Annotated in this window: 7 protein-coding genes; 5 read left to right on the forward strand and 2 right to left on the reverse strand. The window is 57.7% G+C overall.

From position 1 onward, the window contains the following. Positions 1 to 111: 111 nt before the first annotated feature. The gene (locus tag HU773_RS14045) at positions 112 to 7,389 is read right to left on the reverse strand and encodes an Ig-like domain-containing protein (RefSeq protein WP_217883903.1); all 7,278 of its coding nucleotides are present in this window, start codon (positions 7,387 to 7,389) and stop codon (positions 112 to 114) included. 448 nt (positions 7,390 to 7,837) lie between these two features. Here HU773_RS14045 and HU773_RS14050 point away from each other — a divergent pair, with 448 nt between their 5' ends. The 3 genes from HU773_RS14050 to HU773_RS14060 are packed head-to-tail and all read left to right on the forward strand — an operon-like array spanning position 7,838 to position 10,129. Then, entirely contained in the window at positions 7,838 to 9,379 is a 1,542-nt protein-coding gene (locus HU773_RS14050; protein ID WP_057959504.1) for a catalase, read from the forward strand. 58 nt (positions 9,380 to 9,437) lie between these two features. Then, positions 9,438 to 9,830, forward strand: coding sequence for a hypothetical protein (locus tag HU773_RS14055; RefSeq protein ID WP_186625372.1), 393 nt, complete (start codon positions 9,438 to 9,440; stop codon positions 9,828 to 9,830). Between the two features lie 38 nt (positions 9,831 to 9,868). Further along, positions 9,869 to 10,129 (forward strand): hypothetical protein, encoded by a 261-nt coding sequence (locus HU773_RS14060; protein WP_128593072.1) that lies wholly within the window; start codon positions 9,869 to 9,871, stop codon positions 10,127 to 10,129. A 119-nt stretch (positions 10,130 to 10,248) separates the two neighbouring features. Here HU773_RS14060 and HU773_RS14065 read toward each other — a convergent pair whose 3' ends face one another. After that, positions 10,249 to 10,623 carry a C40 family peptidase gene (locus HU773_RS14065; protein WP_225923874.1) on the reverse strand — a complete coding sequence of 125 codons (375 nt, stop codon included), beginning with the start codon at positions 10,621 to 10,623 and terminating at the stop codon, positions 10,249 to 10,251. Positions 10,624 to 11,106: 483 nt separating this feature from the next. Between HU773_RS14065 and HU773_RS14070 the strand changes: the two genes are divergently transcribed. Beyond that, the gene (locus HU773_RS14070) at positions 11,107 to 11,832 is read left to right on the forward strand and encodes a fimbrial biogenesis chaperone (protein WP_186625374.1); all 726 of its coding nucleotides are present in this window, start codon (positions 11,107 to 11,109) and stop codon (positions 11,830 to 11,832) included. A gap of 23 nt (positions 11,833 to 11,855) precedes the next feature. Beyond that, on the forward strand, positions 11,856 to 12,842 hold the full coding sequence (locus tag HU773_RS14075) for a fimbrial protein (RefSeq protein WP_186625376.1): 987 nt from the start codon (positions 11,856 to 11,858) through the stop codon (positions 12,840 to 12,842). Positions 12,843 to 12,898: the final 56 nt, after the last annotated feature.

Consider the following 12,898-nt stretch of genomic DNA (forward strand, 5'->3'; position numbering starts at 1 on the left):
CCGCGAACACCGTGAGGTGCCCGCAGATATTGAATGGATTAAGGCTGGAGCGAACCAACCGATTGGCAGCGCGAGCCGTGTACAGGCTGGGCCTGCACACGGTGTTCGCGTTTACACCAGGTTGGTGGTTACCCCGTCCTGAACCAGCAATTGAGCATCGAGGCTGGAGTGTTGGAACACGTTGTACGTCACCCCTTCCACGATCACCTGACCCTGACCTGCCCAATCACCCGGGTCGGTGCCGTCGGCCAGCAGGTCGTCGAGGTTGACGACGTCGCCAGCGTTGCCTTTGATCATCATCTGCGTGGTGTCATCCGCGGTGAACAGGCTGTCCCCCCCTTGCGACAGCACATCGGACAGCGACAGGTTCAGCGTGTTGTCACCAGTGCCCGTGAGATCGATGACCTCAATGGACGAGACCTGGTTGCCCAGGGCCGACAGGTCCAGGAGCTGGTTGGCGCCCGTCAACACCAGCGTATCGATGGCATCGCTGCCTTCGGCTACCAGTGCCGCTTCGTCACCCTCGGTGACATAGATGACATGGTCAGAAGTTGTATTTGACTCGTCCGCCAACGGCAAGTTAGGAAGGGCTAAGTCTGCGAAAGATATCTCGTTAATATATAAATGTCTTGAGTCAGGATTGTCTATTACAAAGCTAGAAAACTCCAAACCGTCAGGCATCGAGATATGCCGCAGTCCATCTGACCCCCCCAGCATAATCTCAGTATGAATCAGCTCCCCGTCCGCATTGTAAAAAGTAATAATGGTATCCAACACACGACCGGCTTGAAGCGTTAATTTAAAATTGAGTGTACTTGCCGTTTCGCCTTTCAGGTCGAACTCAACCTTGGCCCCAAGGATCGCCAGTTGCTGCCCAGCAGCATGCCCCTGGTTAATAAGGCCAACACCAGCCCCCCTCGGAACATTATTTTCTATCCTTGTGAGCGTAAACAAATCGAGCTCAAACGGAACACCCAAATCAAATTTATGATTCAGCGGCAGCCCCTCAAAACCTTCGGTCTTGATCGGGCCATTTGCCAAGATGAGATTGTCTACGAACAGGCCACTCCCTGCATTAACGTCAGTCTCAATCTCAAATCGGCTAAACTCCATGCCTCCAGGCATTATAAACTGCTGCGAGCCTGGCTCTTTAGAAACGGTATCCGTATGAATCAGCACGCCATTCGCGTCATAAAATCGAATTTCGTTAATATGCTGTGCACCAAGACCGGACGCTTCCATAACAAGTACACTTGAAGAATCCCCCTTCAAATCAAAATCAAGTTTACCGTAGATCCGCAACATTGGGTCGCTGATAGTGTTAGGGTTAACAGGCACCACATCGCTCGAGCCGCTTATGTTCGTGATCGCCATCGCCTTAAGATCAAGAACACTTCCCACTGCAATACCGCCGAGTGGCGCACCATCAAAACTCTCGATGTTGCTATAGGTGCCAAAAACCGACGTAATACGAAGATCAAATTGATCACTGACCGGCCCTTGATTACCGGCTAGGTCGACCGACGAAGCCGTCAGACCATGAGAACCTGAACTCAGCGGTGTAACAACCGAGTAACTCCAATTACCGAACTCATCAACCTGTACCGTGTCGATTGGCACGCCACTGTCGAAGATGGTCACGGTACTGCCAGGCTCGCTGGTACCACTGATCAGTGGGGTACGGTCCGTCGTCTCGTCGCCCGGATTGATAGGGGTCGGGGTGCCGTCGTCATTGATCACAGACGTGATCTGCGTGATCGGCGCCGTGGTGTCAATGATCACTGTCCATGGAGCAGACGGTGCACTCTGGTTACCGGCCGGATCCTGGGCAATCACGTCGAACACGTTGGTCGAGCCATTGTTCAGCGCCGGGTTTGGCGTGTAGGTCCAGCTACCGTCCGGCTGCACGGTGACGCGGTCCAGTTCATTACCGTTGTTGCGGATAATGATCGTGTCGCCGGCTACGCCACTACCCACCAGGGTCGGTGTGGTGTCGTCGGTGGTCGAACCATCCACCAGCGGGTCCTGGATATCGCCCACGTCATCGCGGATTTCATCAATGGTCGGGGCCGCCGGGGGCGTCAGGTCGATTTCAAGGTTGAAATCAGCCGTCGGTGCGCTTTCACCACCTGCGGCGGTGACCACTGTTGCGGTGAACGCATAGCTACCTTCGGGCAGCGGCGGGTTAACTTCGTACTCCCAACGACCGGCATTGTTGACCGCTACACCCTCCTGCAACAGCACGCCATCGAGGTAGATATTGACGGTCGATCCCGGTGTTGCCTGACCACGCAGGGTCGGTGTGGCGTCGTCGGTCACGCTGCCACTGGCCAGAGGATCCTGGTTCGGGCCCACGTTATCCAGCGCCTGTTCGATGCTGATGGCAACGGCACTGGTATCGACGGTGAAGTCGATCGGCGTGCTTTCAGGGCTACGGTTACCGGCTGCGTCCACGACTTCAGTGCTGAAGCTATGCGAGCCATCGGCCAGCGGTCGTGCCGGGGTGTAGCTCCAGTTACCAGCGCCATCCACCGGTACGCGATCAATCTCGACGCCACCGTCATAGATGATCAAGGTGGTGTTGGGCTCGGCAGTACCGCTGAACGTCGGGGTATTGTCGTCAGTGATATCGCCGCTGTTGATCGGACCGGTAATCGCACCCACGTTGTCTTCAAGCTGACTGGCATCTGCCGCCGCCGGTGGAGTGATATCCACGGTGATCGGATAATCGCCAGTCGCCGGGCTGACATTGCCGGCCGAGTTGGTCGCGGTTGCAGTCAGGTTGTTCAGACCTGGCGTCAAGGCCGGGCTTGGGGTGATAGTCCAGTTGCCGAGTGCGTCTGCCACTACGCTACCGACGGGGACACCGTTGGCGAACAGAGTGACGGTGGAGAAGGCCTCAGCGGTACCACTCACTTGTGGCTCGGTATCGTTGGTGCTTTCGCCTGGCATGATGTTGCCGACGTTATCGGCGATATCGTCGAACACACCGGTGATGCTTGGCGCTGGCGGCAGGCCACCGGCAATCAGCTCGAAGTCGACGCTGTTGGACGGCGCGCTGGTGTTACCAGCAGCATCGACAGCCTCTGCCGTCAGGTCATGCGGGCCATTGAGCAGTGGCGGTACCGGGGTGTGGGTCCAACTGCCATCGGCACCGACGGGTACGCGGCCGATTTCCCGGCCATTGTCATAGATGATCACCGTCGTGCCAGGCTCGGCCTGACCACGGATTTCCGGCTGGGAATCGTCGGTGATGTCGCCCGGCATGATATTGCCGGTCGAGGTGCCCTGGTCATCGAACACGCTGTCGATGGTCGGGGCCACAGGGGCTGCGGTGTCGATGATGATGGTCCATGGATCGGACGGCGCGCTTTGGTTGCCGGCCGGATCCTCGGCGATTACGTCAAACTGATTGGTCGAACCATTGTTCAGCGGCGGGTTTGGCGTGTAGGTCCAGCTACCATCCGGCTGCACGGTGACGCGGTCCAGTTCATTACCGTTGTTGCGGATAATGATCGTGTCGCCGGCTACGCCACTGCCCACCAGGGTCGGTGTGGTGTCGTCGGTGGTCGAACCATCCACCAGCGGGTCTTGGATATCGCCCACGTCATCGCGGATTTCATCAATGGTCGGGGCCGCCGGGGGCGTCAGGTCGATTTCAAGGTTGAATTCAGCCGTCGGTGCGCTTTCACCACCTGCGGCGGTGACCACTGTTGCGGTGAACGCATAGCTACCTTCGGGCAGCGGCGGGTTAACTTCGTACTCCCAACGACCGGCATTGTTGACCGCTACACCCTCCTGCAACAGCACGCCATCGAGGTAGATATTGACGGTCGATCCCGGTGTTGCCTGACCACGCAGGGTCGGTGTGGCGTCGTCGGTCACGCTGCCGCTGGCCAGAGGATCCTGGTTCGGGCCCACGTTATCCAGCGCCTGTTCGATGCTGATGGCAACGGCACTGGTATCGACGGTGAAGTCGATCGGCGTGCTTTCAGGGCTACGGTTACCGGCTGCGTCCACGACTTCGGTGCTGAAGCTATGCGGGCCATCGGCCAGCGGTCGTGCCGGGGTGTAGCTCCAGTTACCAGCGCCATCCACCGGTACACGATCAATCTCGACGCCACCGTCATAGATGATCAAGGTGGTGTTGGGCTCGGCAGTACCGCTGAACGTCGGGGTATTGTCGTCAGTGATATCGCCGCTGTTGATCGGACCGGTAATCGCACCCACGTTGTCTTCAAGCTGACTGGCATCTGCCGCCGCCGGTGGAGTGATATCCACGGTGATCGGATAATCGCCAGTCGCCGGGCTGACATTGCCGGCCGAGTTGGTCGCGGTTGCAGTCAGGTTGTTCAGACCTGGCGCCAAGGCCGGGCTTGGGGTGATAGTCCAGTTGCCGAGTGCGTCTGCCACTACGCTACCGACGGGGACACCGTTGGCGAACAGAGTGACGGTGGAGAAGGCCTCAGCGGTACCACTCACTTGTGGCTCGGTATCGTTGGTGCTTTCGCCTGGCATGATGTTGCCGACGTTATCGGCGATATCGTCGAACACACCGGTGATGCTTGGCGCTGGCGGCAGGCCACCGGCAACCAGCTCGAAGTCGACGCTGTTGGACGGCGCGCTGGTGTTACCATCAGCATCGACAGCCTCTGCCGTCAGGTCATGCGGGCCATTGAGCAGTGGCGGCACCGGGGTGTGGGTCCAACTGCCATCGGCAGCGACGGGTACGCGGCCGATTTCCCGGCCATTGTCATAAATGATCACCGTCGTGCCAGGCTCGGCCTGACCACGGATTTCCGGCTGGGAATCGTCGGTGATGTCGCCCGGCATGATATTGCCGGTCGAGGTGCCCTGGTCATCGAATACGCTGTCGATGGTCGGGGCCACAGGGGCGGTGGTGTCAACGATCACGATGTACGGATCGGACGGCTCGCTGGCGTTGCCCGCCGGGTCAGTCACGATCACGGTGATCGGGTGCGGGCCTTCAATCAGCTCGGGGTCCGGAGTGAACTCCCAACGACCGTCTTCGCCAACAATGACTTCGCCGATTTCCACGCTGCCATCAATAATGGTGACTTTGTCGCCAGGTTGCAGGCCGCCACCGCCAAAGGTCGGGGTGCCGTCGTCGGTGACGCCGCCATTACCGATATCGCCGATGATCGGGCCAACGTTGTCGATGGCTTCTTCGATGCCACCGGTGCCGATGCCTGGTTTGACCGGTGCAGTGGTGTCAACAATCACGATGTACGGATCGGACGGCTCGCTGGCGTTGCCCGCCGGGTCGGTCACGATCACGGTGATCGGGTGCGGGCCTTCAATCAGCTCAGGGTCCGGAGTGAACTCCCAACGACCGTCTTCGTCAACAATGACTTCGCCGATTTCCACGCCGTCATCAATAATGGTGACTTTGTCGCCAGGTTGCAGGCCGCCACCGCCAAAGGTCGGGGTGCCGTCGTCGGTGACGCCGCCATTACCGATATCGCCGATGATCGGGCCAACGTTGTCGATGGCTTCTTCGATGCCACCGGTGCCGATGCCTGGTTTGACCGGTGCAGTGGTGTCAACAATCACGATGTACGGATCGGACGGCTCGCTGGCGTTGCCCGCCGGGTCGGTCACGATCACGGTGATCGGGTGCGGGCCTTCAATCAGCTCAGGGTCCGGAGTGAACTCCCAACGACCGTCTTCGTCAACAATGACTTCGCCGATTTCCACGCCGTCATCAATAATGGTGACTTTGTCGCCAGGTTGCAGGCCGCCACCGCCAAAGGTCGGGGTGCCGTCGTCGGTGACGCCGCCATTACCGATATCGCCGATGATCGGGCCAACGTTGTCGATGGCTTCTTCGATACCACCGGTACCGATGCCTGGTTTGACTGGCGCGGTAGTGTCGACAATCACGATGTACGGATCGGACGGTTCGCTTTTGTTGCCTGCAGGATCCGTGACAATCACGGTGATCGGGTGCGGGCCTTCAATCAGCTCAGGGTCCGGAGTGAACTCCCAACGACCGTCTTCGCCAACAATGACTTCGCCGATTTCCACGCCGTCATCAATGATGGTGACTTTGTCGCCAGGTTGCAGGCCGCCACCGCCAAAGGTCGGGGTGCCGTCGTCGGTGACGCCGCCATTACCGATATCGCCGATGATCGGGCCAACGTTGTCGATGGCTTCTTCGATGCCACCGGTTCCAATGCCTGGCTTGACCGGGGCAGTGGTGTCAATGGTGACAATGTAAGGGTCTGACGGCAGGCCGGCATTGCCCGCCGCGTCAATGGCGATGGTGGTAAAGCTGTATTCACCATCCTCCAGGGCTGGCGATGGGGTGAACGTCCAGCTGCCGTCGGCTTCGACGGTGGTCTCGCCGATTTTTTCGTCGTTGGCGTAAATTTCCAGGGTGGCACCTGGCTCGGCGGTACCTGTCAGCGTCGGGGTTTTGTCGTCGGTGAGGCCATTTGGTGCGATCACACCTTGCTGATCACCCTCGTCATCACTGATGGCGTCGATGATCGATTTGCCTGGCGCGGTGATGTCGATGATGAAATCGAATTCGTCCGAAGGCCCGCTGGTATTGCCGTCTTTGTCCTTCTCGACAACGATGATCGAGTGCTCGCCTTCCGGCAGCGGCGTGGTAGGCGTGAACTCCCACTTGCCGTCATCACCCACCACCACTTCGCCGATCGGCTTGCCGTTGTCTTCGATGATGATGGTGTTGCCGGGGGTGCCTTCGCCGCTGAAGGTCGGGGTACGGTCGTCAGTAGAGTCGCCCTTGTTGATTGGGCCTTGCACATCGCCGACATCGTCGGTGACGTCAGACAAGGTTGGGGCGCTCGGAGCGATAGCCGAACCGCCATCCTTGTTATCGTTATTGTCATCGTCGCGGGTCAGCTTGTAAGCGGCGCCCAGCAAACCGAGCGCGCCCAGACCGAGCAGAGCTGGCCAGAACCAGCCGATGCCATTACCGGCAACCAGGCCTTCACCGAAACCTACCAGTTCCTCGGAACCCAGTACTTGTGGCGACGACACGCCATCGGCCAGAAATGCCGCTGCGTGATCGTCTTCGGCGTCGGAAGAGATGTACTCGTAGTAGGCACCGTCTTCGGCTACACCGACCAACTGGCCGGGGTGCTCGTAAAAACCTTCGATAATCAGTTGTGGCTGATCAGGGTCGGTACCTTCGGTGGCCACATGCAGGTCGTTGCCGACGCGCTTGATGGTCAGGTTCTCGGGGGCAACGGTTTTTTCACCGGCCTCCGCGATAATGTATTTACCGTCCTTGACCGCTTTGATTCGGACCGGATCGCCTTGTTTGGTGGTGCGAAGCTCCACCGATTCGGTAATCGTTTTGCCGTCCACTACGGCGACGTTCACTGCGTTTTTGTTCACTGTGATGCCTTCATTCGTCAGATTGGTCACCGCGCCGAAGTTTCGACACGTCCTAATTATCCAAGGCCCGCCTATTCAAAAAAGCGGTACCAGGGGATAGGACGAATCTTGGCCCTCGTTGACCTTTGTCGATATGAGACATGTCCCAAAACTGGGAATATTCCTACGCAGTTCGCGACAAGCACCCGCTAACTAAAAGTAACTTCCTCATCCAATCTAATAATGTCTTTAATCAGAGCCGAAGCTGCCCGGCCGTTGATCGCTAGCCACTTAACATTTGATTATCGGGAATTGAGACAAGTCTTACATTGATAGTGTGTCGTTCTGAGTAAACCTTTAAAGGCACTCTTCCCATTAAATAGAAGTACTACGGCTTGAGGCTCTCATGTCGGCAAGGCATCTATTCGGGTGGGCGGTGGTGTTCTCAGCCAATAACCAGGAATTCAGAATGAAGCCCCCCTTCCCCCTCCATGCTTTTACCCCGCGACGCTTGTTGTGCATTGTTACCACCGGCACGCTGTCGTTTTCGGCGCTGGCCGTTGACCTTACCCGTGACAACGGGGCCCCGGTCGGCGACAACCAGAACTCGCAAACGGCAGGCGCCCAAGGGCCGGTGCTGCTGCAAGACGTGCACCTGATCCAGAAGTTGCAGCGTTTTGACCGCGAGCGCATTCCCGAGCGTGTGGTGCATGCCCGCGGCACCGGGGCTCATGGGGTGTTTACCGCCACCGATAACCTCAGCGAACTGACCCAGGCCAAGGTCTTTGACAGCGGCACGGTCACCCCGGTATTTGTGCGCTTCTCATCGGTGGTGCATGGCACTCACTCCCCGGAAACCCTGCGCGACCCACGCGGTTTCGCCACCAAGTTCTACACCGCGGACGGTAACTGGGACCTGGTCGGCAATAATTTCCCGACCTTTTTTATCCGTGATGCCATCAAGTTCCCGGATATGGTCCACGCCTTCAAGCCAGACCCACGCACCAACCTTGACGACGACTCACGTCGTTTCGATTTCTTTTCCCATGTCCCGGAAGCCACCCGCACCCTGACCGAGCTGTATTCCAACGCCGGCATCCCGGCCAGCTATCGGGAGATGGACGGCAACGGCGTACATGCCTACAAGTTCGTCAACGCCAAAAACGAAGTGCACTACGTCAAGTTCCACTGGAAAAGCCTGCAAGGCACCCGCAACCTTTCACCTAAACAGGTGGCCCAGGTACAAGGTGCCGATTACAGCCATATGACCCAGGATCTGGTCAGCCATATCAACAAGGGCGATTTCCCGAAGTGGGACCTGTATATCCAGGTGCTCAAACCACAAGAGTTGGGCAGCTTCGCCTTCGACCCGCTTGACGCGACCAAGGTCTGGCCGGACGTCCCGTTGCGCAAAGTCGGGCAGATGGTGCTGAACCGCAACCCGGCCAATGTGTTCCAGGAAACCGAGCAGGTAGCCATGGCGCCTTCCAATCTGATCCCGGGCATCGAGCCTTCCGAAGACCGTCTGCTGCAGGGTCGCCTGTTCTCCTACGCCGATACCCAGATGCATCGCCTGGGCGTCAACGCGCTGCAACTGCCGATCAACGCCCCGAAGAAACCCGTCAACAATGGTAACCAGGATGGTGCGATGAACACCGCCAGCACCACGACGGGCATCAACTACCAGCCGAGCCGATTGCTCCCGCGTGAAGAGCCGGCCAAGGCGCGCTACAGCATCCTGCCCCTGACCGGCACTACGCAGCAGGCCAAGATCCAGCGCGAACAGAACTTCAAGCAGGCCGGCGACCTGTATCGCTCCTTCAGCCATAAAGAGCGCCAGGACCTGATCGAAAGCTTCGGCGGCTCACTGGCCAGTGCGGACGACAAGAGCAAGCACCTGATCTTGTCCTTCCTGTACAAGGCCGACCCTGAGTACGGCACCGGCGTCACCAAAGCGGTGAAAGGCGACCTGTTACGCGTCCAGGCATTGGCTTCGACGTTGAGCGACTGAGCAAGTGTTTCGCTGCCCGCTACGGGCAGCGAAAACCGCGCTGAACAAGGTGATCCACATGCCCAATAAAGAATTGAGAATACTGGTCGCAGACCCCAGCCTGCCCAGGCTGATCCGGATCGAAAGATGCTTGAACAGGCTTGGCTACTACAGGCTCCTTGCCTTGCAAAGCAGTCAAGACCTTCAGGTCATGAGTCATAGCCTGATCGACTATTTTGATTTGCTGATTGCAAACCAGGTGCTGGCTTCGTCTGTCAAAAGCACTCCCTCGGCGCAGCCTCAACCCGCCGCCGGGAAAACACGCCCTACCTTGCTGTATGACTGGCTGCATTCGCCACCCGACATTGAACTGATCGAACGCTTTATGACGGAGATTGATCCCCCCTCTCCCTGGGCGTGTTTGAAAGATCTGCCGTGGGCAAAAGGTGCACCCAGGGGCAGCAGGCAATGATGTGGTACAGGTGTCTGCCCATCATTAGCGTGTATGCCTTGAGCCTGGCCGGATGTGCCAAGCCAACGATACAGCCTGACCTCATAGAAGCACGCGAGCGGTTTACCCAACTTCAGAATAAACCCGAGTCGTTTACATTGGTCGTCGATGAAGTAAAGGATGCATTTGCCGTACTTATCCAGGCCGACCTGTTATCCAATACCGATATCGACGCGCCCGAGGTCAGCCAGCTCTCGCGACTGGCCATGCAAAAAATAGCGCTTGCAGAACAAGCGATTATCGCGCGCAAGTCCGAGTGATTTATGCAATGGGGAAAGGATGCCAGTATGAAAAAAAGCCCGCGAGCGGGCTTTTATAGGGGGATGGGTCGGTGATTCGTCGCCAGACCAGCTCCTGCCGCGCACCTAGATGGGGCGAATCAATGAAAGCGTTTCGCTGTGTAATAACTTTTATTCCAGTAGCTATTGTTCAACGAGTCGATGCGGATACTTTTACCTGTTCTGGGCGAATGAATAAACCGACCACCACCGATATAAATCCCCACATGCCGCATGCGGTTCGCGCCATTATGCTTGAAAAAAACAGCATCTCCGGACTTTAGTTGATTACGGTAGATCGTTTTAGCCGGTGAGCTGAGCATTGAGGCGGTCGTACGCGGAATATTGATGCCTGCTTCACTGCGAAACAGATAAACAATCAACCCGCTGCAATCAAACCCTTTGCTCACTGAAGCACCACCCCACTTGTAGGGCGTACCAATCAACTCGTGGGCTCGCGATACAAGATTGTCCATATGGCCTGACGGCTTATTGACAACGCTATTATCCTGATTCGCCCATTTGGATTTGCCAGAGGTACTTTGTTTTGTGGAAGCAAAAAGATAATCCGAAAACAAATAGCTGAGCACTATCATAAATGTAAACTTTGACACGTTATGCACCGAAAAATAGAGGTAAGTTAGCTGGGGTGCAATGGTATTCAGGAGGCGATGACCAACACATAGGATTTGTCTCAGTCGTGCCCGTTGGCGTGTAGGAATCGACGAACGGGGGGCGATTCTGTGTCGTGAGTTGCCCTCGGATTTTGCCCATGGCCTGTGGCAACGCTTCCAATACTCATCCCAACGCGAGACGTTTGGCGGTGACAAACACAAAGCCTCCCAGCCCTGAGCCAGCAATTTTCCCTTTTAAGAATCGCCTGAGAGAATCCCTGACGCCCACCTCCTACCATAGACCCCGAAGCCACTCCAACACACCCAGGAAAGCTACGGGCCCTCATGTCACCTCTCAACCACTTGCCATTCTGCCGCTCCCTGCTTTGGATCAGTGCGCTGATTGCAGCGTTGCTGGCCCTGGCGCCCTGTGCGCAGGCGACGGTCAAGATTGAAGGCACGCGCCTGATCTACTTTGGCCAATATAAAGAAGCCAGCATCAATATCGTCAATCAGTCCCCCAGCGAACTGGCGGTGCAAAGCTGGGTCACCCGCGAGGACGATGATGCAACGTCGCCGGTGCCCTTTGCCGTGGTCCAGCCGCTGGTTCGCCTGGATGCTCAACAGCATCACCTGCTGCGCATTCTGTACGCCGGCGCAGGCTTGCCCAGCGATGTGGAGTCGATGTTCTTGCTTAACGTCATGGAAATCCCGCTGAAGCCGGAAGCCGCCGACAGTGTGCAATTTGCCGTGCGCCAGCGCCTCAAGCTGTTCTATCGCCCGGCCGGGCTGGCAGGCAGTTCGTCAGAGGCCGTGCCACAACTGGTATGGAGCCGCACCGATGGGCAAACCCTGACCGTCACCAATCCCAGTGCGTTTCATCTGTCCCTGGTGGATGTGCAAGTCGACAAAGGCGGCCAGGTTCAAGTGCTGGATGACTACCTATTGCTCAAGCCCGGTGAGCGCAAAGTCTTCAGCACCCAGGCCCCCATCAGCGTCGGGAGCCAAATCAACTTTACCGAAATCACCGATATCGGCTTGCAGGCCCGCCATCGCGCGGTTCTCAAGTGATGGAACGCGGGGAATACCGACCTATGTCACCTCTTAAATACCTACTCGTGGCCACCCTGCTTGCCTGCGCTGCCCTCCCCGCTACCAGCTATGCGCTGGCCTGCCGGGTGGACGGTAGCGGCTCGGTCGCCGACACCGCACCGCTGGGTACCGCATTGGCGGTGGCGGCCGATGCGCCGGATGGCACGATTATCTGGGAGTCGGGCCCACGCTCGGTCAACGTGATTTGCAAGGATGACTTTGAGCACGGCCGCGAAGAAGTGTTTTTTTACCTGAACCCGGCAAGCGTCAGTATCGGCAAGGGCATTCGCGCCGGGATCCGCTATAACTCAGTGCCCATCACCCAAAGCAGTGGCAAGTACGGTACAGGGTTCTACTCCGACCGCGGTTGCAACCTGTCAAATTGCGTCGGTTGGGACAAGGCCCGGTTCACCCTCAACTTCAGCGTGTTTATCGAGAAGTTTGGTAGCACGCCGCAAAACGGCCAGGCCAGCACCCTGTCGCAATACCGGGTCTTTCAACTGGACGGGATTACGGGGCTCAACAGCCGGCCCAACAGCAACCTCAACTACATTGTCACCGGCGTGAACGACATCCGCTTTGTGCCCTGTACGCCAGACCTGACGATTACCCCCAGCGTCGTCAACTTTCCCAAACCCTCGCGCCTGGCAAAGGTCGGTGAAGTGGCGAGCACCGCTACCTTCAATCTGAGCCTGCGCAAAGCCTGTGACACTCCGTACACGGTGAGCGCTCGCTTCGCCACGACACCGGGCGGCGGGAGCGTGATCGATGGTTTGTTGGTGCCCGCTAATAACAGCTCCGTGGGCATCGCGTTATCCTGGGACTACACCCATCAAAACCTGCCATTCAATGAATGGTTCCCCTTGGCCAAAATGAATGGTGCCAACCAGACCTTCCGCCAAGACTTCAGGGCTGATTTGAAGTGGCGCGCCCTGCCTCAGCCTGGTGCGTTCGATGCCGCGGTGGTCGTCGATATGTTCTACAAGTAAGCCCATGGGCGCTTTTAAGGATCGTCTTATGCCCAGGCGGCGGATGGCTCATTAAA

It is taken from the genome of Pseudomonas shahriarae (genome assembly GCF_014268455.2).
Taxonomy (GTDB): Bacteria; Pseudomonadota; Gammaproteobacteria; order Pseudomonadales; family Pseudomonadaceae; genus Aquipseudomonas; species Aquipseudomonas shahriarae.

Excerpts from the sequence above, each read along its gene's own strand:
- HU773_RS14050 (WP_057959504.1), top strand. The coding sequence starts at position 7,838 with ATGAAGCCCCCCTTCCCCCTCCATGCTTTTACCCCGCGACGCTTGTTG.
- HU773_RS14075 (WP_186625376.1), top strand. The coding sequence starts at position 11,856 with ATGTCACCTCTTAAATACCTACTCGTGGCCACCCTGCTTGCCTGCGCT.
- HU773_RS14065 (WP_225923874.1), bottom strand. The coding sequence starts at position 10,623 with ATGGACAATCTTGTATCGCGAGCCCACGAGTTGATTGGTACGCCCTAC.
- HU773_RS14070 (WP_186625374.1), top strand. The coding sequence starts at position 11,107 with ATGTCACCTCTCAACCACTTGCCATTCTGCCGCTCCCTGCTTTGGATC.
- HU773_RS14055 (WP_186625372.1), top strand. The coding sequence starts at position 9,438 with ATGCCCAATAAAGAATTGAGAATACTGGTCGCAGACCCCAGCCTGCCC.